Origin of the sequence: Streptomyces ambofaciens ATCC 23877 (genome assembly GCF_001267885.1) — a bacterium.
In the GTDB taxonomy this organism is placed as follows: domain Bacteria; phylum Actinomycetota; class Actinomycetes; order Streptomycetales; family Streptomycetaceae; genus Streptomyces; species Streptomyces ambofaciens.
This window is the reverse complement of sequence record NZ_CP012382.1, coordinates 202,860-226,025: the sequence shown is the minus strand read 5'-3', so window position 1 is coordinate 226,025 and position 23,166 is coordinate 202,860. Positions and strand designations below refer to the sequence as shown.

The window sequence follows — 23,166 nt, the reverse complement described above, 5'->3', positions numbered from 1 at the left end:
CCCTCTCGTCCTAGTAGGCAGGATCACAGGCCGGCGTGTTCGCCGGGTCGCAGTCGTTGGAGTCGGCCGGGGTGCAGCCGGCCGTCGGCACGGGCCGCCGGGGGATCCTCGCCGCGGTGTCCGCCCAGGGCTGCCCGCTGAAGACGTTGGCCAGCCCGTCCGTCTTCGCGTTCCCTGTCCTGAGGAAGCGGCCCAGGACGCACGGGGTGACCGTGCCGTCCGACATGACCGGGGCCCGGCCCTTGGCGCACCGGCCGCACAGGTCCGCGGTGCTGGGGACGCGGACCTCGCCCCGGCCGACGCTGCCACGGTCGACGTTCACGCTGCGCACACCGAGCGCGAGCAGCTCCTCGCGGGCCTGCGCGGTGCGCTGCCCGTCGAACACTTCGACGATGCCCACCTGCAGCGGGATGTGCCGGTGCATGGCCTGGACGATGTTCGCACGGGTCGCTGCGTGGGAGCCCTTGCGGCCGGTCACCCGCTCGTGTTCGTCGGCGAGGTCGCTGTAGTAGGACGTCGCCAGGGACACCTTCGGATGCGCGAACAGCGCCCAGTGCTCCAGCTTCACGCGGTACAGGTTGCTCTAGACCTGCACGTTCAGCCCGAGAGCAAGGGCCCGGTGCACCAAGGCCTCGAAGCCGGGGTGCATGGTCGGCTCACCGTCGATGAACTGCACCTTCTCCACGCCGATGCCGGCGGCTTCGCTGATAAGGAGCTTCCAGTCGTCGGTGGTCATGCTGCCGTGTCCCGCGGCGGGGCCGGCCTTGGCGTAGCACAGGGACGGACAGGTGAGCTGGCACTTACCGGTGATCTCCAGCTCGAGGAACTCCGGTACTGCCGCACGGGTCGGGGAGTCGGGAGTGATCGTCATGGTGCCTCACCTTGGTCGGGTGCTGCTGAGTGCCGGCGCGGGTGGGACGTGGCCGCCGGGGAGCACGAGCCGGGGTTTGCCTCGCGCCGGTGCCGGCACCGGCGCGAAGGCGGGAGCGGCGGTGGTCACGGGGGCGAGGATGCGGCGGTCATGGTGGCGCGTACGGTTTTCCCGCCGCACTGGGGAGTCAGGAACCAGCTCAGGTGGGCGCCCTGTTGCCTGACGTTCCACAGGCTGCGTCCCGTACAGCCGTTGACGGCGTCGGTGAAGTGTTCGAAGCCGGGGTGCGGGTCGGCGACGTCGATGATGAGTTCGTGGGCTTCGGTGACACGGAGCCAGACGCGGATCTCGCGGAGGCGGCCTGTCGTTTCGGGGGTGTGGCCGTGCTGGACGGCGTTGTCGACGAGGTGGCCCAGGACGTCGGTCGCAGCGTGGACGTTGCCGGGCCAGTCCAGCACGGTGAGCAGAGTGCGGCCCCTGATGCGGGCCATGGGCATCGCGCCGGTGTCTGCGGGCAGCTTCAGGGTGACTGTGCGTACGACCGGTGCGGTCACCTCTGAGGCCTTCACGCGTGGAACTCCTCTACACCAAAACGAGGGGAGGGGGTCTGGGGGTCGCGCTGGGAAAACGCCTTCTTGCGGCGGTAGCTGGGGTGGGGCGGGTCCGTGCAGAGGTGGAGTCGGGGGAACTCCGCGGACCCGCCCCTGTTCACCGGCCGCCTGTCCTTCGCGTGGCCGGCCGGTGAGTCTTTGAGGCCCTGCGCCGCGACGCTCCTGGGCGCTGGGGAGCAGTACCGCCTGGGTCCCGGGTCGAGACGGCGGCGGTGCCGGCCTGGTCGGCAGGGCTTCAGCGGTGAGTCGACGGGCTCCGGGCCGAGCCTGGTGCGGCGTGGGTGGCGAGTTCCTGCAGGAGTTCGTTCATGTCGAGGATGCGGAAGGAGCTGAGGCGTCGGATGAGCTGGGAGGCGAGCAGGGTGGGGAGGTTGGGGTGGGCGAAGGGCAGGGCGTGGTCGGGCTGGGCGACGACTTGGACCTGTCCTCGTGCGTTGAGGCCGTAGAGGGTGCCGTGCACGCCGTACAAGGGCGCGCTCCGGGCCAGGAACACCATGGGGTTCCTCTCCAGGTGGGGGCAGAGCGCGGCCGCGGTGCGGGCGTGCCTGGCGCACACCGGCGGTTGGTTGGTGAGAATCTCAGCCCTGGTGGGGTCTTCGTCCCGTGGTCCGGTGAGGAAGATGAAGCCGAGCGGAGTACGGGCGGGCCGCGCGCAGACCTGGCAGTGCAGTGCCTGCATGGTGAGCATCTGCCGGTAGGGGTGCATCAGCTTCCACTGCGGGGTACCGGTGGGCATCTGCCGCTCGTCGATGGGGTTGAAGCCGCACCGCGCCCACAGGATGCCGCGCAGAGGCCGGTCTCTGGGGTCCTCGTCGCCGTAGTACAGCCGGGGCCCGGCCGCATGCCGGTGGATGAGGAGGTTGTCCGGCGCCGCTTCCTCGCCCTCGCGCTGGGTGATGAAGGGGACCAGGCCCTGATCGGACACGGCATGCACGGTGCGGTTCTTCTCTCTCGTTGTGCCGGATGGGAGCGGGGAAGTCCTCATGCCGCCTCCCTGAGACATCCGAGGTCCGTCAGGCGCTCCAGGAGTTCGTTGACGGCCCAGGCCAGCCGGCGCAGTTGGCCCACGGTCGGCACGTGCGCGACTGGCGCCTGCTGAGCGCACACTGCTCGGGCCTGCTGGATCAGTCGGTCCGCCTCGAGATCCTCTTGGCCGGCTTCGGTGGCGACGGCGATGTCCGCGAGCTGGGCCAGGTGCCCACGCAGGCGCACCGCAAGGTCAGCGAGCAGGTCCTGGGGTGGGAGGACGTCGTCCAGTGCTGCGCCGACGTCGTCGAGGACTGTCTCGCCGTCGTAGGGGGTCCACTGCCGCAGCTTCGTCAGGACGCCGGCCAGCTCTGACGGGCCCAGCGGCGCAGACCACGAGGGGGCGGTTAAGACGGTCACGGCTGCCCCTGCGCGGGAAGGGGAAGACAGCACCACGTCTCCGCGCCGGCCTCGCTGGTTCCCCAGGTGCCGCCGTTCTCCCTGGCCACGGCGTCGATGAGCAGCAGGCCCCGACCAGACTCTGCGGTGGGACCGGGGCGTCGGGGTGCGGCGGGAGTCGGCATGCCGTCTTGGACCCGCACCCGCAAAGCCCCGTCGGCCACGGTGATGATCAGGTTGATCTCTGTGGTGCCGCTGTGCTGCAGGGCGTTGGTCAGCAACTCCGTGACGATCAGCATCACGTCATCCGTCATCGCCTCAAGCCCGCAGTAGCGCAGCCTTGCCGCCGCGATCCGACGCATAGTCCCCACCTGACAGGCGTCCTCACCGCGCGGAGATAACCTGCTGCTCAGAGTGGCGACCTTGAAGCGCGCATGCATCACATCCCGCCCGCAGTCGGGGACCGCCGGCCACATCTGTGCGGCAGCCTTCCGGAGGTCAGGCGGTCGGCAAGGCGCGAGCGTCGGCTGTGACGTCTCACGCTGGGTGGTGTTCACCTCGTCACTGCCCTGGACCCAGTGGCCTGACTGTTGGCGATTGTGCCGCCTCGATTGGCCCGGCAATAGTGCAGGGCCGTCCTGGCGCCGGGCTTTCTGCGAGCTGTACCGTTCCTCACGTCGACGCTCCTTCGCAGCGTTGGCCGGCCCCGGAGCCGTTCGAGCGGCTGCCGGGGCGCCCAGTGTGTGACTGCGCGGGCGCGGTCTGCGAAGACCTGTTTTTCGGAAGGTTCAGCCGGAGTCATTGCACCGCCCTCGCACCGTCGTTCACTTGGTGTGAGTTCAGCCTGACTCTCTGAGAAGGACAGAACGCTCACACTTCTGTGAGCGTTGTAAGCGCCCCTACAGACCGACCCAAGCGGCCAAATGGTTGAGCGAGTCCGGCGTACGGCGGGACAAATGCACAAGGCCCGTGATCGTCTCACGAGCCGCCGGATGGTATCGGGTCTGCTCCGGCGCCAGCCTCCGGGCTTCCACCAGCGACTTCAACGCTCCTTCGCTGTGCCCCGTCTCCATCTCAGTCCGAGCCTTATCGATCAGGAAGTGCGCTCGACGGGACGTGGCGAGCTGCGTCGGCAACTTGATCTTCCGGGCCTGCTTAAGCGCGTTGTCGTACTGCCTCATCTCGACAGCGGCGGACATCTTGTGCAGGGCTACGTTGGCCGGCCCGAAACTGAGCCAATGCACGTCCGATGCGTCACCGATCTGCTTCGCGATCCGGCGAGCCTCTGAGATGTGCAGGCTCACTGACGTCTCATCCGCCGCCCGCGCGGAAAGCACCGCCGCACCCAGGTGCAGCTGGCCGGCGACCGCCAAGGCCTCCCGAGTCTCACCGGCCTGCCCGACGATTTTCTGACCGGCCGCGACGAGGCGCTGGCCAATGCGGTACTCGCCCTCCCGGAAGTAGACCAGGGCCCGCATGTACTGGCGGACGGCGGCCAGGCAGGGATCGGAGGCGCGTTGCGCAGCCCAGTCCATGCGCCCCAACGCCACTGCGGACAGGTCGTAATACCCGAGCTTGACGCTGATGTCGTGCGCCGTGCGGTAGGTGGAAGCCAGCGCCTGCCACAGTTGGGTGGACGGGGACGACCAGGCGGCGTGGGTGAGTTCCGCGATCAAGTCCGGCAGCTTCTGTGCGGCGTTGCGGAGGCGCGTCGCTCGTACCTCTTGACATATCTGGTCTGCGCTGGCGATGAGGCAGTCGTCCGTCCGAACACTGATCAGGGCCGGATTTGGACCCAGGTCGTACAGGTCCAGCGCCTCACGGATCGGGCGTACGAGTTCGGCGAGCCGATCACGCTGCAACTCGGTCACGTACGGCTGGCCCGTCAGCACCGTCACGTCGATTTTGAGAGAATGGGCGACGGCAGCCACAAAGTCGGCCGTCGCCGGGCGAGCGCCGCATTCCACCTGGTTGAGCAGACTGTAGGAGTATGGCAGCAGCTGAGCGAGCTGGCGCTGCGTCAGCCTGGCTAGCCTGCGTTGCTCCTTGATGCGGGCGCCCGTGTGGTTTTCGTCCAGTGTGGGCATACTGGTCTCCGTTCTAAGCAGCCACTTGGAACAGTACCCGCGCTCAAAGGTGCCGGCGCCTCCGCCCGCTTTCGACTCGTAAGCATGAGGGGGCGGTTGCGTGTGTTCAGATAGATCGCATGATGACAGAAGCCCCCGTGCTATACCTGTTCGGTTCCGCAGCTCCGCCAGTGTTCGATGTCGCCGCCGTCATCCAAGAGGCGCAGGCCCGCGGCTTCGACGTCTGCCTCGGCCTCACCCCAACCGCCGCACGCTGGCTCCAACCGCAACTCTCGGAACTGGAGCGCCTGACAGGCCACCCGGTCCGCAGCGAGTACAAGATGCCCGGCGAGCCGGACGTGTGGCCGAAAGCCAACGTCATCGCCTTCGCCCCGGCCACCTTCAACACGATAAACGCGTGGTCCCTCGGCTTGACCCACGACTTCGCGGTGGGCGTCGTTGCTGAGGGCATTGGCAAACAGATCCCCACGGTGACCATGCCGTGCGTCAATGCCGCCTACGTCCAGCATCGCCAGTTCGAAAGGAGCGTCAGCGAGCTACGAAAGATGGGCGTACGCGTCCTGTACGGCGAGGGTGGCTTCCAGCCGAACCAGCCTGGCCAAGGCCGCCCCAAGGAGTATCCCTGGCACCTGCTCCTCGACGCTGTACAGGAGATCGCCGGAGGCTGATGCCCGACCCTCACCAATGCAGTCGATAGCGTTCGCCACGACTGCTCGCCTCCACGAGGGCCATCACCTGCCCGGGCAGGTCCGGTTCTTGGCACCGGACAACGCGCCGCACCACCTGGCCATCGACCCTATGTCCCACGACCGCAGAAGACCCGGACCGGGTAGGTGTCGGGCAGAGCCCATGCGTGTACGTTTCACTATTCCTGAGACAATATCTTCCCGCTCAGTCCGTGTCCGTGGCTGCCAGCACAGCGAGGCGCCGAGCCCCAGGGGTGACGGAAACCAGTCCTATGTCCCACGTCACGCGCTCGAACCACGCCGTGGCGGCCCCGAAGCTGTACCAGTCGCATTCCTGGACATGAGCCTCCACTTCACCGACCGGTGCTGCCGAGGAGGCACCGGACAAGGCGGTGAGGGAACGCCAGGCGGCCAGTCGCCTGTAGGCGCCGTGGAAACCGTTGTTGTAGGCGCCACCGGTCGATGCTGCCGCGAAAAGCATGCGCCAGGCGTGTTCCGGCCGACAGGCGGAGAGAGCGAAGCGTTTAGCGGACCGATGCCGCTCAGGCAATCCAGCCCCAGTGTCACCAACAGGCTGGGAAGGAGCTCCGCCCCGTCTGGCCCCGCCAGTTCGTATGCTCTTGCCTCGCTGCGGCCGTTGGACTCCTCCGCCCAGTTGGCCACCGCTGCGGTAGCAGCCTCGCCGCCACACCGTGTGGCACCGCCTCCACCCGGCCGAACTGCACGCCCGTCTGAAGGAGGGCGCCTCCCTCGCCCTGGACAGCGTCGACGAACTCCACCCGCCGATCGCCCGCCTCTGCGAAGCGATCGAGCGTGAGCTGCACACGCGCGTCCAGGCGAACCTCTACGCCTCATGGAGCGCCACCGAGGGGTTCGGCATCCACTGGGACGACCACGACACGGTCATCGTCCAGCTGGACGGCGCGAAGCGCTGGAGGATCTACGGCACCACCCGCCCTTACCCGCTGTACCGCGACATCGAGGACCCGGGCGAGGCGCCCACCGAGCCGGTCGCCGACCTGGTCCTGTGGCCGGGCGACGTCCTGTACGTGCCGCGCGGCGTGTGGCACGCGGTCTCCGCCGACCAGGGCACCCGCTCCCTGCACGTCACCTGCGGCCTGCAGACCCACACGGCGACCGACCTGATGGCGTGGGTGTCCGAGCAGCTGCTCACGCACGAGGACTGGAGGCGTGACCTGCCGCTGCTCGCCGCGTCGGACGTCCAGGCCGACGCCGTGGACGGGATGCGCAAGCGGCTCGCTGAACTGCTGGACCATCCCGGCCTGCTCGCCCGCTACCGGGCGGCGACGGACGGGCAGGCCGTGGGCCGGATGGTGCCGAGCCTGCCGTACATCGACACCGTCCCCGTCGACGGCGGTCTGCGGGTGAGGCTGACGACCGCCCGCGCGGTGCTGGAGGTCGGCGAGGACACGGTGACGCTGTGCGCCGCCGGCACCGTGTACGAGTTCGCGCCCGAGGCGGAAGCGGTGCTGCGCCCGCTGGTCGACGGCCGGACCGTGGACCTGGCCACGCTCGCCGACACGGCTGGCCTCGCCCTGGAGGACGTCGCCGCCCTGCTCCAGGAGCTCGTTGCCGGGCAGGCCGCGACGGTGGGGAGCCTGCTGTGACCGCACAACTCGCCCTTGGTACCTACCGGTGCCGGGCGATCCCGGAGGCGGTCGTCCGTGCGGCCGCCTCCGGCGCGCAGTGGGTCGACACCGCCCCCAACTACGCCACCGGCCGCGCACAGATCCTGCTGGCCCCGGCCCTATCCGTCCACCCGTTGCTGAACGTCTCCACCAAGACGGGGTACTTCACCGCGGCCACCGGCACCGACGCCGTGAACGACGGTGTCCTCGACCAAGACCAGGCCGCCGCCGGGCACAGCCTCGCCCCCGACTACGTGCGCTGGCAGACCGGCCGCAACCGCGAGCAGCTCAGGCGCGACCGTTTGGACCTGGTCTTGCTGCACAACCCTGAGCGCGCCCACCCCGGCGACCGCCCCGCCCTCCACCGCGCGATCCGGGACGCCTTCGCCGTCCTGGAGGAGGCCGTGGCGTTCGGGCACGTGGCGGGGTACGGCGTCGCCACGTGGGCGGGCCTGGAGGAGGAGGCGTTCACGGTGGGGGACCTGCTCGCTCTGGCCGCCGAAGCCGCCGGCGGCCGACACCACCTGGCCGCCGTCCAGCTGCCGGTCAGCCTGGTTATGATGACGCCGATCGCGCAGGCCCTGCACGGCCGGGGCCCGATCCCGGCCGCCGTCGGCGCGGGCCTGCGGGTGATGGCCTCCGCACCGCTGCACGGCGGGGAGCTCCCCGGCATGGTCGACCAGGAGTTCGCCGACCTCATCCGGCCGGGCCTCACCCCCGCACAGGCGTGCATCCTCGCCGTCGCGTCATGCCCAGGAGTGACGAACGTCCTTCTCGCCGCCTCCGGTGCACCACACTGGAAGGAGGCGGCTGACGCCGTCGCCCAACCCTCTCTGACCGCCGCCAAGTTCCGGGAGATCATCGGTGTACTCGCCTCCGCCTGACCCGGACACCGAACAGCGCATGCGCGCCCAGCACTCCCGCGCCGCCGAGGCGCTGGCCGTACGAGTCGAGCCGGGCGGGGAGTTCTGGGGTTGGGCCGGGCGAACCCTGGGTGCCCCGGCCCGCACCGCTACGGGCGTGCCCGCCTGGCTGCGCCTGGTGTCGGGCCCGGAGGACAAGGCGTCGGGGAAGTTGTGGGACGGCGCCCTCGATGCCCAGCACGCCTTCGGCGACCTCGACGGCCACCGGCCCGCACTCCTGGCCGTCCACGACGCCGTCGACGACGGCATCGCCTACCGGGCGGAGCTGTCGGTCCGCGTCGATGACCCGGTCCTGTCCGACGCCCCGATCCTCCAGCACGAGGCCCAGCTACCGGACTCCTGGTGGAACGACCTCGCCGGGACGCTGGAGAATGTGGCGGCCGTCGACACCGACCGCGTCGCCGTACGGCAGCAGTACATGGACCGGGGCATCCCCGAGTTCGTGGGCATCCCGGCCCCGGCCGCCTCCTGCTGGACCACAGCCCACGCGGATGTGCACTGGGCGAACCTCACCGAACCGCTGCGCCTGCTGGACTGGGAAGGATGGGGCATGGCCCCGGAGGGGTTCGACGCCGCCACGCTCTACGCCTACTCGCTGCTCCAGCCGGACACTGCCGCCCGCGTCCGTGCTGCCTTCCCCGTGCTGGGCAGTCCAGCCGGCCTCGCCGCCGAGGCGACCGTGTGCGCCCAGCTGCTCCAGACCGTGGCTCGCGGCGACAACCTCACCCTCGAAGACCAGCTCCGGACCTGGTCCGAGGAACTCCGCCACCGCTGACCGAGTTCCCCAGGGCCATCAGGTGATCCGGCGCCCCGGAGAAGGGCAGGCGCTTGAACAGCTGCTGACAACGACAAGCAGATCGCGCTCCTCGGCTACCGCTTGCGCTGAAACCGCAGCTCTCTCGCTCTCGTGTCAGCGGCTGACCCGCACCGTGTCAGTGGCGTGGGCACGTCGCGTCAGCAGGGGGCCAGACGTCAGCCCACCCACCCGATGTCACGGACCTCGATCGCCTCGGCATGTGGCATGTGGCATGTGGCATGTACTAAATCCAGCACTGTCGGCTACTCGCCGTCCAGCGCGGTCGCGTCCGGCAGCTGCACGGTGCCGGCCACGACCTCCGGAAACGACGGCCCGGCGCACGACTTCAGTGCCGCCTGGATCAGCCGCCTCTTTCGAGCCACGGGGTGTGCAATTGCACACCGAGTCGTGCGCACGGGAGTAGCGTTGTCCGTGAAGAACGACAGGCAGGCACGGGGAGCGTAGGCATGAATATCGACTTCGGCGCCTACCCCTACGGTGCACGCTACGTCGCCTACCTCGATCACCTTCTGCGCTGCACCGAGTGCGGCCCCACACGCTGCACGGTGGGCGCAGACCTGTGCACCCGCTACCTCGCCACCGCCGGCCGCCCGAGCCTGCATGGTGCCGTCGCTCCCCGCCCCGGGGCCCAGTACAGCGAGAACTAGCCACGCTGACCCATCCCGGCGCCCGCCGGGCACCGCGACAGTGGAGGCAGACGCGCAGCAAGTGAGCGGGGTGTGGAAGGCATCCGCCATGACGTGGACGCTGCCCGAGCCGATACTCACCGCCCCCGTGCCCGGACCCGACCTGCCGCCCGGATCAGCGGCAGAGCCGAAGCGGGACGGCTACCGCGCCCAGCTCGCCCGCTACGCCGACGGACGGGTGCTGCTGTGCTCGCGGCAGGGCACCGACATGACCGCCGCGTTCCCGGAGATCCGATGGGTCGCGCTCCGCTCCGAGTACCAAGCGCCGCCGAACCGCTCGAACGACAAGCTCATCCCTTGATGAACTCGATGATCTGCGGGGCGATTTTCCTCGGGGCCATGACGATGGCGCCATGGTTGAGTCCGGGCAGAGTGCGGTGGTCGGCCTGAGGCAGGATCTCGGTGACGGCGAGGGCGGCGCGTTGGAACGCGGCCGGGCTCTTGCCGCCGGTCAACACGCGGGTGCGTACGGCCACTCTTTCCCACTCCTCGGCATCGAGCGGCTTGCCTTGCTGGGTATCGCCCATGACCGCGATGTCATAGGGCAGAGTGTTGGCCAGCTTGGTGAGGTTTGCCCAGATCTTCGGCATGAGCTTCATGAAGAACACAGCGATGCCGGGCATGCCCTGCACCCTGGTCATGAAGTACTTGACCGCGTCACTGTGCCGGCCTTCCGCAAGCAGCGCGGTGATCTGCTGCGCGAGGTCCTTGGGGGGCCCGTCGTCGCCTTCGGCGACCACGAACGGCGGCTCGTACAGAGCCAGGCAGTCGACGTTGACTCCGGCCGCGGCCGCGCGCAGGGCGAGGACCGCTCCGGAGGACGAGCCGAACAGCGACGCCGAACCGCCGACGTGTTCGACCAATGCGGCGATGTCTTCGATCTCACGGTCGGGGGCGTAAGCATTGGCGTCACCGCTGGCACCCCGCCCGCGCCGGTCGTAGTTGATCACAGTGAAGTGGTGGGCGAGGAGAGCCGCGAGTTTGGTCGTGTCCGAGCGGTCTGCCAGTGCCGAGGCAACCAGGATGATGGCCGGCCCGCGGCCCGACTGCTCGAATGCGATCTCGGTGCCGTCGGCGGAGGCGACACGGGCCTCGGTTCCGGCCGACTGCTCTCGTGCTGTTGCCATGTTTGTCTCTCCGGTTCACGTAGGGGCCGTACTGCTGTGGTGTGCGTTACGACCAATGGGACCTGCGCAGCGCAGAAAACTCATCGGTGCGCCAGGGGCTGGACGCTGAAGCCCTCACATCTCGGAGGGGACCGCAGAATCGAGGGCACGGGGTGGCAGCGGCAACTGGGATGATTCAGTTGTGACTGGTGTGATTTTGGCGTCCTAGCCGTCCTGTATGGCCCCGTTCACCGGGCTGAGCCTGGCGTTCCTTCGGGAATCTGGTGACGGCTCTGCGGCGCGAGGGGGCGGACTCTGTGGGTAGGGGGCGGCCCTGGAGCCTGTCTCTGGAGGACTGAACGCTGCTGGTCGCGGCTTGCTGGCGAACGAGCTTGACGATGCGGCAGCTCGCCTTGCTCTTGGGTGTGTCGAAGTCAGCCGCATACGGGATCATCGACCATCTCGGGCCAATCATCGCGCTCCGGCCCCCGCAGGTCTTTCGCCAACGGCACCGTACTGATCGTGGACGGGACGCTCGTGCCTACCCGATGCCACACCATCGCCGAGCGCTCCAAGAAATATCGGTACTCCACCAACTACCAGATCGTCACCGATGCTGACACTCGCCACGTCGTCTTGGTGGGCCGCTCAGTACCCGGCAACCGTAATGACTGCAAGGCATGGGAGGAGTCAGGGGCCAAAGCTGCCGTCGGCACGACCATCACCATCGCCGACGGCGGCTATCAAGGCACCGGACTCGTGATGCCTTACCGGCGCCGCAAAGCCGAGGAGTTGTCCGACTGGAAGCAGGCCTACAACAAATCCCACAAGCAGGTCCGCGCCCGCGTCGAGCACCTCTTCGCTCGCTTGAAGAACTGGAAGATCCTCCGCGACTGCCGCCTAAAGGGCGATGGCGTCCACCACGCCATGCTCGGCATCGCCGGGTAGACGAGCGGCCGGATCGATCACCGCCGACGTTCCCGCCCGTCAGACATCATTTACGGGACAGCCTAGCTCCGCCCGAGGTCAGAGCGGCCGCAGGTCGTGCGAGATCCAGGCGATCAGTTCAGGTAGAGAGGCCTCCAGAGCAGTCATCACCGCCCATCGCCGCCCCCAAGCCGTGGCCCTGCCAACCTGTGCCTTCCTCACCCGCCCACGTGCCTGGACGGCTGCACAGGCGGCCTTGGCCCTCCTCCTCGACCACCTGCTGGTCACCGCCTGGAGAGCGCCTCGCCGAGGTCCGAGCAGGGGTTCGGCCCGATCTGTCCTTCCGGAACGTAAGGGTTTCGTCATCTGTCGAATGACCTACGTCGGCCGGTTGCCGCATTGAATGGGTGGAGGTCGACGACTGTCTGGAGGGACGCGATGGGAAGGTTTCGGAGCGTGTGGGTCAGACCATGGGTGATCGGTGGGCTGGCCGTGGTCGCCGCGGTGGGCGGTTTCGGATCCTACTGGTTTCAACCGTGGAAGCTGTGGCAGGAGGAGACCGTCAACGAGGCGCTGCCCGAGGTCGTTGCCCCACCGCGGCCGTCGGCTGGGGGGCCGACTGGCGGTGCCCCTTCCATCTCGGCCCCGTCCGGACCGGCGACCCTGGCTGGCGGCGGGCTGATCAGCCACGAGCACGCGACCTCGGGAACAGTGAAACTTGTACGGCTCACCGACGGCTCCCACGTCGTGCGGCTCGAGAACCTCGACACGAGCAACGGTCCTGACCTGCATGTGTGGTTGACCGATGCGCCGGTGAAGGAAGGAACGGCCGGCTGGCATGTGTTCGACGACGGGAAGTACGTCAGTCTCGGCAAACTGAAGGGGAACAAGGGCAGTCAGAACTACAGGGTTCCGGGCGACGTCGACCCGACCCGCTACACCAGTGTGAGCATCTGGTGCGACCGCTTCGACGTCTCCTTCGGCGCCGCTGAACTCGCCCGCGCCTGAAGGTGAGAGTGCCACCCTGAACAGTGGCAGCCTTCCGACAGCCGGGCCCGAGGGGTTGTCGGCGCGGACGTGGGACCTGCCTCGAGCAGGGAACGAAGTCGCCTCCGGCCTCGACGTAATCTTCTGCAGGGGGTAGCAGCGGTGGACCTCTCTGTACGTCTCCGACACCCACGCCGACGCTCAGCTGGCCGGCACCGGTCCGCTCGCCCGGGTCGGCAACGCCGACCTCGTGCGCGGTATCTCCGACTGCCTGTCCATCACGCGCGCGGTCACCGAGACCGCCCCGACCGGTGGTGTACGAGGCGCTCGTGGCGGCCTGTGCACGGGTCGCGGACTCCCACCACTGGCTGGCCGAGGCGGACCTCGGTGCCCTGCACGAGCCGCTCGCACAGGTGCGGGCCACCGCCGAGCAGGTGCTGGCCGAGTTCGAGACGGCGCAGACGCTCACCCGGCAGGCGGCCGACGCGCTCGCTGGGGCGACAACACACGTCGCCACCGTCGTACGGCGCCTGCGCGGCGAGGCCCCGGGCGGCGCAGAGGCGTGGGTCGCGGGGCTCACCGAACTCCGGCAGGTGCAAGGGCACTTGATCACCCCCAAGGACATGCGGTACGCGGACACCGACCGCATCGACGAACTCGTCGCGGACGTCGAGCGAGACCTCGCCTCGTTCGGGCAGCGGGCCGTGACCCACCTCGCGCACGAGGACGCCTTCGCCGACCACCGGGCCGACATCGAGCAGCTCGTCGCCGACGCCGAGGCAGAGCCCATCGCGGCCCGTCTCGACGAGCACGCCGACATCCTGCGCACGGTGACCGACGTCGTCTCCGGCCTGGACATCGGTGACACCACCGTCCGCACGTCCGCCCTGGAGCGCATCGCCGAGGTCCTCGGGGGCGTCAACCGCGCTCGTGCCACCCTGGACGGCCGCCGGCGCCGGCTCCGGGACCGCGAGGGCCGGGCCGAGTTCCCGCGGAGTTCGCGCTGCTCGGCCAGGCGGTCACCAGTGCCCTCGCGGCGGCCGGCACCCCCAGGACTGCGACGAACAGCTCGCCCGCCTGCTGGTGCGGGTGGAGGACCTGGCGTCCCGGTTCGCCGAGTCCGACGACTTCCTCGCCGAGTTGGCGGACAAGCGTGACGAGATCCACGAGGCGCTTTCCGCCCGCAAGCAGACTCTCGCCGACGCCCGTGCTCGCAGGGCCGAGCGCCTGGCCGAGTCGACCGACCGGGTCCTGACCACGATCGTCCGCCGGGCGTCCTCGCTCGCCGACGCGGACGCCGTTAGCACATACTTCGCCTCCGACCCGATGCCCGCCAAGGTCCGGCGCACAGCCGACGAGTTGCGCTCACTCGATGACCAGGGCCGGGCGGAGGAGCTGGACGGCCGGCTGATGTCCGCCCGGCAGCACGCCCTGCGCGCGCTGCGCGACCGCACCGACCTGTACGCCGACGACGGCCGCACCGTCCGCCTGGGCGGCCACCGCTTCGCGGTCAACACCCAGCCGCTGGACCTCACCCTCGTCCCGCAGGGAGAGAACCTGGCCTTCACGTTGCGGGCACGAACTACCGCGCCCCGGTCACCGACCCCGGCTTCGCCGCGACCCGCCCGTACTGGGACCGCCCGCTGCCGTCGGAATCGCCCGTGACCTACCGCGCCGAACACCTCGCCGCCCGTCTGCTCGACGAGCACGGCCCGGCCGCCCTCGCGGCGACCGACGACCTGCCCGCCCTGGTCCATCAGGCGGCCCATGAGGCCTACGACGAGGGCTACGAGCGGGGGGTCCACGATCACGACCGTCCTTCCGGCTCCAGGGCTCCTACCGCAACGCGAGCAAGATCGACCAGCGTATCCAGCCGGTCATGAACGACGCCGAGCTGTCCGCCCTGGTCGACGACCACTACTTGGCCGAAGCCCAGACCCTCACCGGCACCGAGGCCAACCTGCTGAAGCTGGCCGAGCTACGGGGCATGCTTTCCGCCGCTCAGGCCGGTCGATGGGTGGAGCTGAAGGCCGCGTACGTCCGTACCCAGACCCTCGGCGGGCCTGAGAGCGACCCCCTCACCCGAGCCGTCGCCGCCCTCGGCCTGCTGGCCGACCGGGTCGCGGCCGTCGAGTCGGCCATCAACCGCGCCGTCGACCCGCGCCATCTCATCGCAAACCCGGCCCCGCGCACGCCCGGCGCAAGGGCCTGACGAGGAATGAGGAGGCCCAAACAGTGCATGGCCTTTTGCCGGAAGGCGGCAGCGTCCGGCGGGCGGTGCTGCCCGGCAGGCACCTGTCAGGGAGGCGTAAGGGGCGTGTAAAGTCTGTTGCGGAGTGCCGGGAAGTCTGGTCGGCGGCAGGGAACAGCTGTCTTCGTCGATCGGAGTTGGTTCTCGTGGTACTCGTCGCCGTCTTCGGCGCCGCTCTGCTCATTGCGGCTCTTCTTTCCGGACTCGCGGCCCGGACCGTGCTGTCCACATCCTTCCTCTTCCTGGTCGGCGGCGCGCTCGTCAGCGACGGCTTCCTCGGGTTGATTCACATTACTCCGGACAGCGACATCGTGGCCGTCACTGCCGACTTGGCGCTGTTCGCTGTGCTGTTCACCGACGGCATGCACGTCTCTTTCCCGAAGCTCAGAGAGAACTGGAAGAACCCGGCCCGTGCCCTCGGTCTCGGCATGCCCCTGGCCTTCGTCGGCATGGCGCTGGTCACCCACTACCTGGTCGGGCTGGACTGGACGACCTCCTTCCTCGTGGGCGCCGTCTTGGCCCCCACCGACCCGGTTTTCGCCTCGGCGATCGTGGGGCGCAAGGAAGTACCGCCCAAACTGAGGCAGTTGCTGAACGTGGAGAGTGGCATCAACGACGGGCTCGCCCTGCCGGTGGTGCTTGTTCTTATCGCCGCTGCCGGGCCGACCAGTGGCCACGCGGAGTCATCCTTGGGGATGATCGCCCTGGAGCTCGGGCTGGGACTTGCCTTCGGCGTGGTGCTGCCGCTCCTGGTCAACGGTCTCGTTCGGTTCCGGCTGTTGGGAGCGGAGCCCAAGCTGCAGCCGCTGCTGCCGCTGGCCACCGGAATCATCCTGTACGCCGCGTGTCACCTGACTCATGCGAATCCGTACCTGGCCGCTTTCTCCGCGGGCGCCGTTCTCACCTCCGTGTCGCCTGAGGCGAAGACGGCCTTCGAACCACTCGGGGAGGCGCTCGCGGAACTGGCGAAGTTCGCCGCACTGTTGGTCTTCGGTGCCCTGCTGACGCCCCAGCTCTTCGCCGACCTGTCCTGGACCGGCTACGTGGCGGTACTCCTCGCGATCATCCTGGTGCGCCCCGCATCGATGATGATCTCTCTCGTCGGCACGCAGTTCGACCGACGGGAGAAGTTGGTGGCCGCGTGGTTCGGCCCCAAGGGTTTCGCGTCGGTGGTCTACGGGCTCCTCGTGCTGCAGGCCGGCATTCCGCAGGGGGAGCAGGCGTACACGCTCATCGCTGTCTGCATCGCCTTCTCGATCGTCGCTCACAGCAGCACCGACGTGCCCATCGCGAGGATCTTCGATGTCGAGGACCTGACCGGCATACCAGAGCCGGCGAGCAGTGCGCAGACGCCGGTCGCGCGCGAGGAGGACGGACATGTCAGCCGGCCGTGAGCACGGCGTGCGCCGACCGGGTCGAGGGACTGCGGGATGGCTGGCCGGCGTGGGCGCACTGGCTGCCGTGGCCGGGAGCGCGATGTACGTGCTGCCTGGCCCCGGCCTGCCCTTGTTGGCGACGGGGGTGTCGCTTTTCCTCGGCGGGGCGGCCGTGTGGCTCCTTGGACGGAGACGGAGATGACCGCGGGGCGCGCATAGCCGCACGTGTGGCGGGCGGGATGGCTGGCCCGCGTGGCCGCCGCGAAATCATGCCTGTGGTTCCCGGCGTTCGTCGAGCGTCCTGCCAGGGGGATGATGGCCGCCCCGCGGCCTGGCGCAGTGCTCTTCGCGGCGTGGCCGTCACTGGTGGCCGGTTGGCTGTGCTGCCGAGTGGGACTTTGGCGCCTCATCGCTGACCGGGACGGGGTTCACCTGCGCAGGATGTGGACCGTGACGTTCCTGCCGTTGTCGAAGATCGGACGAGTGGAGCTGCGGCGCGACGGGCTGCTCGAGTTCTTGGGAGCGACACAGACCCCGCTGGCGGCTCTGTTCCCGCCTGCGTGGGCCGACAGACTGATGGGATGGTCGAGGAGCCGGAGGCCGAGCCGCACAGGAGCAGACGGAGATGGCCCGAAACGCCGATCTCCGTCCGCGGGGCCGGGCGGGGCGGACCACTGCCAGCGCGGCGTTCGCTTCTCGGGCGCTGCCCCTGGCGGTCTTCTTGCTCGTCGCAGCGGGGTGTATCCACCGCTGACCCGTCTGCTCCTGAGTTGTGGGCTTGTACGTGAACTGGGGATTCCTGACCGCCTTCACCACGCTGTGGTTGCCCCCTTTGCGGTAGCCCAGTGCCGTGGCCGGACGCCTCCGTGACTACGTCACCGCGGGCCTGTGCGGATGCTTGGTGCAGCGTGTCTCGCGCTGTACGGGGTGGTTGTCGTCAATACCGTTCCCCGGCTGTCCGGCGCGGCGCCAGGCACCCTGGCATATGTCTCCTACGCGGCGGTGGCGGTGACCGGGCTCTACGGCGTTCACTCGTCATTTCACGCGGTCAAGGCATCCGCGGCCACGATCCCACGGATGTGGGCTGGACCCCCACCAGGGGATACGGCGAACGGGCCCGTGCTCACCAAGGCGCGAGGTGAGTACGGGCCCGTTCAGGAGCCGGTCCGCGCGAGGCGGGTCAGACGGTGGTCTTGACCGGCTCCTGGTCTTCGTCGCCGCCGGTGTCCTCACCGGCGTTGCGGGCGCGGACGTACTCCAGGAAGGTGTTGAGTTCGCGCTTGACGACGGGGGCGAGGAGGTAGAGGCCGATGATGTTGATGACAGCGAGGGAGAAGAGGACGGCGTCGGCCAGGTCGATGAGGGTCTGCAAGGTCAGCAGTGATCCGGCGATGGCGAAGACGGTGTAGATGACCTTGTAGGTGATCTCGCTGGTCCGGCTGCGGCCGAAGAGGTACGTCCACGCCTTGAGGCCGTAGTAGCCCCAGGTCAGCACTGTGGAGATGGCGAACAGCAGCACCGCGACGGTGAGGATGTAGGGGAACCAGGGCAGGACGGTCTCGAAGGCGTCCGAGGTGATGGTGACGCCGCCGATGTCGCCGCCCAGGCTGGCCGGGTTGGCGATGACGATGGTCAGCGCGGTCATGGTGCAGATGACGACGGTGTCGATGAAGGGCTCCAGCAGCGCGACCAGGCCCTCACTTGCGGGGTGCTTGGTCTTGACCGCGGAGTGGGCGATGGGGGCGGAGCCGAGGCCGGCCTCGTTGGAGAACGCGGCCCGCTTGAAACCGATGATCAGCGCACCGAGGACACCGCCCGCGACGCCTTCGGGGTTGAAGGCGCCCTCGACGATCGACACCACGGCGTCCGGTACGGCGCTCACGTTGACCAGGATCACGACAAGGCAGGCAACGATGTAGATGCCGGCCATGGCCGGGACGAGCCTGCTGGTGACGTTGGCGATGGAGCGGATGCCGCCGAGGAGCACGATGCCGACGATCGCGGCGACCAGGATGCCGAAGAACAGGGCACCGGCGGAGGAGCCGAGCGCGCCGTCCTCGCCACCGGCGACCGAGACCAGCTGCGCGTAGGACTGGTTGACCTGGAAGAGGTTGCCGCCGAACAGGCCGAAGAACAGGATCATGAAGGAGGCGAGGACCGCGAGGACCTTGCCGAGCGTCTTGCCGTTCTTGCCGAAGCGCTCGGCGAGTCCCTTGGGCAGGTAGTGCATCGGGCCACCGGAGACGGTGCCGTCCGGGTGCACCTCGCGGTACTTCACGCCGAGGGTGACCTCGACGAACTTGGTGGCCATGCCGAGCAGGCCGCACAGGATCATCCAGAAGGTGGCGCCGGGGCCGCCGATGGAGACGGCGACGGCCACACCGGCGATGTTGCCGAGGCCGACTGTGCCGGAGACAGCGGCGGTCAGTGCCTGGAAGTGGTTGACCTCGCCGGCCGACCCCTCTTCGTCGTACTTCCCTCGCACGACGTCGACGGCGAGTCTGAATTTGCGGATCTGGACGAGTCCGAACCAGCCGGTGAAGACGAGGCCGGCGACGACGAGCCAGGCGACGATGAGGGGCAGGTCGGTGCCGCCGACGGGCACGGCGTAGAAGACGACCTCTCCCAGCCACTTGGCTATGGGCTCGAAGAATCCGCTGACTGCCTCGTCGACGGACTGGGTGACGGAGTCGAGTGACACGGTGGCTACCTCGGTGACGCTGGTGTGGCGGGCGGGGAATCCGCCTGGGGGAGCGGTCTGTGGGCGAACGTCGTTGTCCGATGAGCGGACCCGGGGTGCACGGTGCGGTTTCGGACCGTGACCAGACCGGGCTGGAGCGGGGTGCGGAGCCATTCCTCCGCAGGTGGACGGCCGACCGATTCACCTGCGGAGTTGCGTTGTTCTACCACGTCTTTGCTGAATCTTTAGTGACGCATCTCACGTCACGGTTCGTGACGGATGAAAATCCCAGCACGTGAGACCGGACCGTTACCCGGCGAGCTAAAGCATGCCGTGTGCACCCATACACGGGCCGACGGATGGCGGGGGGCGGCGCGTGGGCCAGGTCGGCAAGAGCGCTCCTCGGGGGCTCAGCCCTCTTCTGTGGGCCAGTCCAGGAGCCGGGCCCCGATGGTGGCCGTCTGCAACGTGTAACGGTGAGAAGGGTCCGTGGGTCGGCGCCGGTGAGCTGGTGAATGCGCTCCAGCCGGTAAGTGAAGGCCCACACGCTCAGCGAAAGACGACGCGCTGCCGGCGCGGCCACACAACCCGAGTCGAAGTACGCGGTCAGGGTCTCCAGCAAGGGCCCGGCACCACCACGGGCGGTGGTAAGCGGCCCGAGCGTGTCATGGACCAGGTCGGTCATGGCCTGGCGGTCATGGGTCAGAACGGGATAGACAAGGAGGTCGGCGACGCGCAACACCGGATCATCGAGGCCGAGTCGCCCGGCCAACTCCAGCGCGTTGAGTGCTTCCTCATAGGACTGGACGACTCCACCGGGGCCGGAATGCGAACGGCCGGCCGCCGTCGGTGGCGGCGTGCGCCTGCTTGGCGAAGTAGGGCAGCACTTCCTCCTCAGTGCCAGGAGCAATGCACAGGAGTCGGCCGTCCGTGGTCGTGAGCAGGACGTTGCGGTTCCCGAACCGCGCCAAGAGAGCCGCTCCACCTGGCGCGGGACGCCGGAACCCTCTTCGTGGGAGGCGGCGCCCTGAGCGACGGCGACCGCGTGGGTGTGGGACAGGCGCAGCCCGAGCGCTCGGCCCGTTCGGCGAGTCGGCCAAGGTCGCTTCGTCCGTGGAGCAAGTCGTCGATGAACTCGCGTCGTGTCGCTTCTTCTTGCCTTACTGCGAGCCGCTGAGCGCGTTCGTAGCCTTCGGTAAAGGCGTCGATCACTTGGTGGACGGCTGCCAGAGCCCGGTCCGTAGGGGCGGAGAACCGGGGCCAGACGGCAAGCGCAGCCGACAGATGCCCACTGACCAGGGTGCGCAGCCCGTGGCCGGCCTCCGCTGCTCGCTCGCTCAGTGCCCGCCTGGAGTCGAGCTCGTCCCGGGTCGGTCGACGTCCAGTGGAGGCGACCTCCGTGAGGATAGGCGCTGCATCGGCCCGGGCCTGGCATGGCCGGCCTGTTCGGCCAGTTGCCAGCAGTTCTTCCGCTCAACGCTCGACAGTAGTCCGGTAGGTAGGCGCGGGGCGTGTCCCGGGGTTCAACTCGCCCGAACCGGCCGGCAATCCGGGCCATGACCCCAAGGAAGAGTGACCGGCGGGTCAGCGCGGCTTACCACCTCTTCGGGGATGCCGCTTGCCCGCCCTTGGCGGGCACGTCAACCGTCGGCGCCCGGCACCTGGTCGAGGCGGCCGAAGCCCGGTGGCCAGCGACGAGTGGCTCAGTGCCCGGGTGCCGGGTTGAAGTGTTGCTTCTTGGGCTCGACGTCCCTCCAGTTTTCCCAGTCCGAGGGTGCATCGGCCTTGGAGGTGATCACCGGCCACTTGTCGGCGTACTCGAGGTTGAGCTCGGTGTACTCCCCCCACTTCGCGGGAAGCTCGGACTCTTCGAAGATGGCGGAAACCGGGCACTCGGGTACGCAGGCGCCGCAGTCGATGCACTCGTACGGGTGGATGACGAGCATGTTCTCGCCGGCGTGGAAGCAGTCGACGGGGCATACGTCCACACAGTCGGTGGTCCGGCACCTGATGCAAGGCTCAGCCACTACGTACGTCACGGGGTTACTCCGAACTTCCATGAACCGAATTGATCACTCACTGTATTCACAATGGATACCATGCGCTACCGGGCGCGCGGTCGGGGCAGGTCATAGGGGTTCCCGCCCTGCGTGGGGCGATTCGGCGAAGCGCCGGCTCGACTTCACCGCTGCCCAAGAAGAGACGCCCACTGAGAGGATCAGTGGCACAGAACAACTACCGACGACTGCTCGCCCGCGCAGCCAGCAGGTAGATCACAAAACCGCACTGGAGTACTAGGGGGTGTCTGACAATTCCGGTCTGATCAGCGAGATTCGGCTGAGCTGGCAATCCGGAGGTGCGCCGATCGGCTGGGGGGACTGGGCAGTGGCTACGAACGGCGGGCCAGTAGATGGGCGTCGAGGAAGCCCCGATCAGAGGATGGATCGTGGAGCAGCCGGGCGAAGGGATCGAGCCCAGCATCGCCCAGCAGTTCGGCGAGGCGATCCACCGGCCAGCTATAGGCGGGCGCCACCTTGTGGTCGAACCGGACCGGTTCTTGTCCGTCGGTCCCGAAGAAGGAGACCAGGAGCAGACCGTCCGGTGCCAGGACGCGTACCTGTTCGGCGAGCAGCTCCGGTAGTTCCCCCGGAGGGGTGTGAATCATTGAGTAGTGGGCCAGTACGCCGCCGAGCGCGGCGTCCTCGATCGGCAGGGATTCCATCCGCGCCTCTTGGAAGCGCAGCGCCGGATGGGCCTGCCGGGCGTGGTCGACCATGCCGGGGGCAAGGTCTAGTCCGAAGGCGTCCAGGCCGAGTTCGTGCAGCATGGCTGTCAGATGTCCGGGCCCGCACCCGACGTCCGCTGTCCGCAGGTTGCCCGTCGCGCGCACCAGTTCGGCGAAGGTGCCGATCATGGCCCGGGAGAAAGGCTGTGTTTCCAGCCGGTTTGCGAACAGCGATGCGTACAGCTCGACGACACCGTCGTAGGCCGTCCTGGTCTCGTCCTGATGATTCGCCACGGGCAGGACTCTATAGCCGGTCTGATAATTGATCTTGTGGCAGGTCGAGGTGAGTTGACGGATGCGGCATGGAGGCGGATAGAGCCCCTTTTGCCTCAGGTGGACGGACGGGGCCGTCCGTGGCGTGATCACCGGCAGGTGGTCAACGGGGTGCTGTGGCGGCTGCGGACCGGGGCTCCGTGGCGGGATCTTCCCGACCGGTTCGGGCCGTGGCAGACCGTCTACGAGCGGTTCGCCCGCTGGGAGGCGGACGGCACCTGGGCACGGTTGCTGGAGCACGTTCAGGTCCGCGATGACGCGGTGGGCCGGGTGGAATGGACCGTCTCCGTCGACTCCACCATCAACCGAGCCCACCATTACGCAGTCGGCGCCCGCAAAAAGGGGATGTGAACGGGGACGAACTGGAAGATCCGGGCCGCTCGCAGGCGCGCCAGGCCCTCGGCCGCTCCCGAGGCGGACTGACCACCAAAGTCCATCTCGCCGTCGATGGCCGGGGCCTGCCCCTGTCGATTGTGCTCACGCCCGGCAACGTCAACGACGCGACGGCGTTCGGCCAGGTCCTCGACGGCATCCGCACCCCGCGCCTCGGCACGGTCCGCCCGCGCACGACACCGGACCGTGTGCTGGGTGACAAGGCGTATTCCAGCAGGGCCATCCGCCATCTGCTGAGGCGCCGGGGCATCGCTGCCACGATCCCCGAGCGCCGCGACCAGGCGGCGAACCGCCACCGACGCGGAGCCCTCGGCGGCCGGCCGCCGGCCTTCGACAAGGTCACCTACCGCGACCGCAACGTCGTCGAACGATGCTTCGCCCGCCTCAAGCAGTTCCGCGCGATCGTGACCCGGTTCGACAAGCTCGGCGACCGCTACCGTGCCGGAGTTGTCCTGGCTTCCTTGATCCTCTGGCTCCGCGAGTCCACGGGGTAATCATTTGTCAGACAGGCCCTAGCCGGCGTGGGCGAGGTCGCGGCCCGTGTTCTGCTCTGAGGAGGATTGACGGCGGTGGACGCGGTGGAGTCCTGTACCGGTGAATCAAGAGCAGGCGTGGGTGAGCCACGAAAGGGGTGAAGCGCGGAGAAAGCTGGAAGCGTCTTCGTCGCAGGAGGCGGACACCCGGTGCACTGTC

General features: G+C 68.5%; 21 protein-coding genes and 5 pseudogenes. 12 read left to right on the top strand and 14 right to left on the bottom strand.

What is annotated here, in order from left to right:
- Nucleotides 1-10 precede the first annotated feature (10 nt).
- The 7 genes from SAM23877_RS41925 to SAM23877_RS01040 form a co-directional block, all read right to left on the bottom strand.
- On the bottom strand, nt 11-568 hold the full coding sequence (locus tag SAM23877_RS41925; RefSeq protein ID WP_342342854.1) for an SPASM domain-containing protein: 558 nt from the start codon (nt 566-568) through the stop codon (nt 11-13).
- A gap of 15 nt (nt 569-583) precedes the next feature.
- Complete coding sequence (locus SAM23877_RS41920) at nt 584-871, bottom strand: radical SAM protein (protein WP_342342853.1); 288 nt, start codon at nt 869-871, stop codon at nt 584-586.
- A gap of 125 nt (nt 872-996) precedes the next feature.
- Nucleotides 997-1,440 (bottom strand): ATP-binding protein, encoded by a 444-nt coding sequence (locus SAM23877_RS01060; protein WP_053125967.1) that lies wholly within the window; start codon nt 1,438-1,440, stop codon nt 997-999.
- Nucleotides 1,441-1,717: 277 nt separating this feature from the next.
- Nucleotides 1,718-2,407 (bottom strand): hypothetical protein, encoded by a 690-nt coding sequence (locus SAM23877_RS01055; RefSeq protein WP_244902885.1) that lies wholly within the window; start codon nt 2,405-2,407, stop codon nt 1,718-1,720.
- 56 nt (nt 2,408-2,463) lie between these two features.
- On the bottom strand, nt 2,464-2,868 hold the full coding sequence (locus SAM23877_RS36965) for a DUF6415 family natural product biosynthesis protein (RefSeq protein ID WP_079029953.1): 405 nt from the start codon (nt 2,866-2,868) through the stop codon (nt 2,464-2,466).
- Nucleotides 2,865-3,209 (bottom strand): ATP-binding protein, encoded by a 345-nt coding sequence (locus SAM23877_RS01045; protein ID WP_053142006.1) that lies wholly within the window; start codon nt 3,207-3,209, stop codon nt 2,865-2,867. Before SAM23877_RS01045 ends, SAM23877_RS36965 begins: the two co-directional genes overlap by 4 nt.
- A gap of 537 nt (nt 3,210-3,746) precedes the next feature.
- Nucleotides 3,747-4,934 carry a helix-turn-helix domain-containing protein gene (locus SAM23877_RS01040; protein WP_053125963.1) on the bottom strand — a complete coding sequence of 396 codons (1,188 nt, stop codon included), beginning with the start codon at nt 4,932-4,934 and terminating at the stop codon, nt 3,747-3,749.
- A 122-nt stretch (nt 4,935-5,056) separates the two neighbouring features.
- On the opposite strand from SAM23877_RS01040, the gene SAM23877_RS01035 reads away from it, so the two are divergent.
- On the top strand, nt 5,057-5,602 hold the full coding sequence (locus SAM23877_RS01035; protein WP_053142004.1) for a flavoprotein: 546 nt from the start codon (nt 5,057-5,059) through the stop codon (nt 5,600-5,602).
- 223 nt (nt 5,603-5,825) lie between these two features.
- Here SAM23877_RS01035 and SAM23877_RS41010 read toward each other — a convergent pair.
- A pseudogene (locus SAM23877_RS41010) lies at nt 5,826-6,283 on the bottom strand (DUF6183 family protein).
- A gap of 29 nt (nt 6,284-6,312) precedes the next feature.
- Between SAM23877_RS41010 and SAM23877_RS01025 the strand changes: the two are divergent.
- The 5 genes from SAM23877_RS01025 (at nt 6,313) to SAM23877_RS01005 (ending at nt 9,996) form a co-directional block, all read left to right on the top strand.
- Nucleotides 6,313-7,248: a cupin domain-containing protein gene (locus SAM23877_RS01025; RefSeq protein ID WP_244902884.1), complete on the top strand. Its 936-nt coding sequence runs from the start codon at nt 6,313-6,315 to the stop codon at nt 7,246-7,248.
- Entirely contained in the window at nt 7,245-8,153 is a 909-nt protein-coding gene (locus SAM23877_RS01020) for an aldo/keto reductase (RefSeq protein ID WP_053125959.1), read from the top strand. Before SAM23877_RS01025 ends, SAM23877_RS01020 begins: the two co-directional genes overlap by 4 nt.
- A gap of 19 nt (nt 8,154-8,172) precedes the next feature.
- Nucleotides 8,173-8,967 (top strand): hypothetical protein, encoded by a 795-nt coding sequence (locus tag SAM23877_RS01015; RefSeq protein WP_244902883.1) that lies wholly within the window; start codon nt 8,173-8,175, stop codon nt 8,965-8,967.
- A 488-nt stretch (nt 8,968-9,455) separates the two neighbouring features.
- Nucleotides 9,456-9,656, top strand: coding sequence for a hypothetical protein (locus SAM23877_RS01010; RefSeq protein ID WP_053125955.1), 201 nt, complete (start codon nt 9,456-9,458; stop codon nt 9,654-9,656).
- An 88-nt stretch (nt 9,657-9,744) separates the two neighbouring features.
- Entirely contained in the window at nt 9,745-9,996 is a 252-nt protein-coding gene (locus SAM23877_RS01005) for an ATP-dependent DNA ligase (protein ID WP_053125952.1), read from the top strand.
- Here the strand turns inward: SAM23877_RS01005 and SAM23877_RS01000 are convergent.
- Nucleotides 9,986-10,822: an alpha/beta fold hydrolase gene (locus tag SAM23877_RS01000; RefSeq protein WP_053125950.1), complete on the bottom strand. Its 837-nt coding sequence runs from the start codon at nt 10,820-10,822 to the stop codon at nt 9,986-9,988. The genes SAM23877_RS01005 and SAM23877_RS01000 overlap by 11 nt on opposite strands.
- Before the next feature lie 217 nt (nt 10,823-11,039).
- Between SAM23877_RS01000 and SAM23877_RS00995 the strand changes: the two are divergent.
- The 5 genes and pseudogenes from SAM23877_RS00995 to SAM23877_RS00975 all read left to right on the top strand — a co-directional run bounded on the left by SAM23877_RS00995 (nt 11,040) and on the right by SAM23877_RS00975 (nt 16,360).
- Nucleotides 11,040-11,749, top strand: a pseudogene (locus tag SAM23877_RS00995) (transposase).
- Between the two features lie 417 nt (nt 11,750-12,166).
- Nucleotides 12,167-12,736 (top strand): DM13 domain-containing protein, encoded by a 570-nt coding sequence (locus tag SAM23877_RS00990; protein WP_053125948.1) that lies wholly within the window; start codon nt 12,167-12,169, stop codon nt 12,734-12,736.
- A gap of 136 nt (nt 12,737-12,872) precedes the next feature.
- Nucleotides 12,873-14,529: pseudogene (locus SAM23877_RS38795) on the top strand (DNA repair ATPase); the annotation flags it as partial.
- A gap of 65 nt (nt 14,530-14,594) precedes the next feature.
- A complete protein-coding gene (locus tag SAM23877_RS40505) occupies nt 14,595-14,927 on the top strand; it encodes a hypothetical protein (protein WP_053125947.1) in 333 nt (110 codons plus the stop codon).
- A gap of 185 nt (nt 14,928-15,112) precedes the next feature.
- Nucleotides 15,113-16,360, top strand: coding sequence for a cation:proton antiporter (locus SAM23877_RS00975; RefSeq protein WP_053125944.1), 1,248 nt, complete (start codon nt 15,113-15,115; stop codon nt 16,358-16,360).
- Nucleotides 16,361-17,522: 1,162 nt separating this feature from the next.
- Here the strand turns inward: SAM23877_RS00975 and SAM23877_RS00970 are convergent.
- The 5 genes and pseudogenes from SAM23877_RS00970 to SAM23877_RS00960 form a co-directional block, all read right to left on the bottom strand.
- Nucleotides 17,523-19,043: an alanine/glycine:cation symporter family protein gene (locus SAM23877_RS00970; RefSeq protein ID WP_053125942.1), complete on the bottom strand. Its 1,521-nt coding sequence runs from the start codon at nt 19,041-19,043 to the stop codon at nt 17,523-17,525.
- A gap of 202 nt (nt 19,044-19,245) precedes the next feature.
- Nucleotides 19,246-20,457, bottom strand: coding sequence for a PucR family transcriptional regulator (locus tag SAM23877_RS36945; protein ID WP_425314743.1), 1,212 nt, complete (start codon nt 20,455-20,457; stop codon nt 19,246-19,248).
- Nucleotides 20,420-20,580, bottom strand: a pseudogene (locus SAM23877_RS41005) (IS701 family transposase); the annotation flags it as partial. The gene SAM23877_RS36945 and the pseudogene SAM23877_RS41005, both read right to left, overlap by 38 nt.
- Before the next feature lie 145 nt (nt 20,581-20,725).
- The gene (gene fdxA / locus SAM23877_RS00965) at nt 20,726-21,082 is read right to left on the bottom strand and encodes a ferredoxin FdxA (RefSeq protein ID WP_244902882.1); all 357 of its coding nucleotides are present in this window, start codon (nt 21,080-21,082) and stop codon (nt 20,726-20,728) included.
- Nucleotides 21,083-21,411: 329 nt separating this feature from the next.
- Nucleotides 21,412-22,041: a class I SAM-dependent methyltransferase gene (locus SAM23877_RS00960; RefSeq protein ID WP_053125938.1), complete on the bottom strand. Its 630-nt coding sequence runs from the start codon at nt 22,039-22,041 to the stop codon at nt 21,412-21,414.
- Between the two features lie 36 nt (nt 22,042-22,077).
- Here SAM23877_RS00960 and SAM23877_RS00950 point away from each other — a divergent pair.
- A pseudogene (locus SAM23877_RS00950) lies at nt 22,078-22,989 on the top strand (IS5 family transposase).
- Nucleotides 22,990-23,166: the final 177 nt, after the last annotated feature.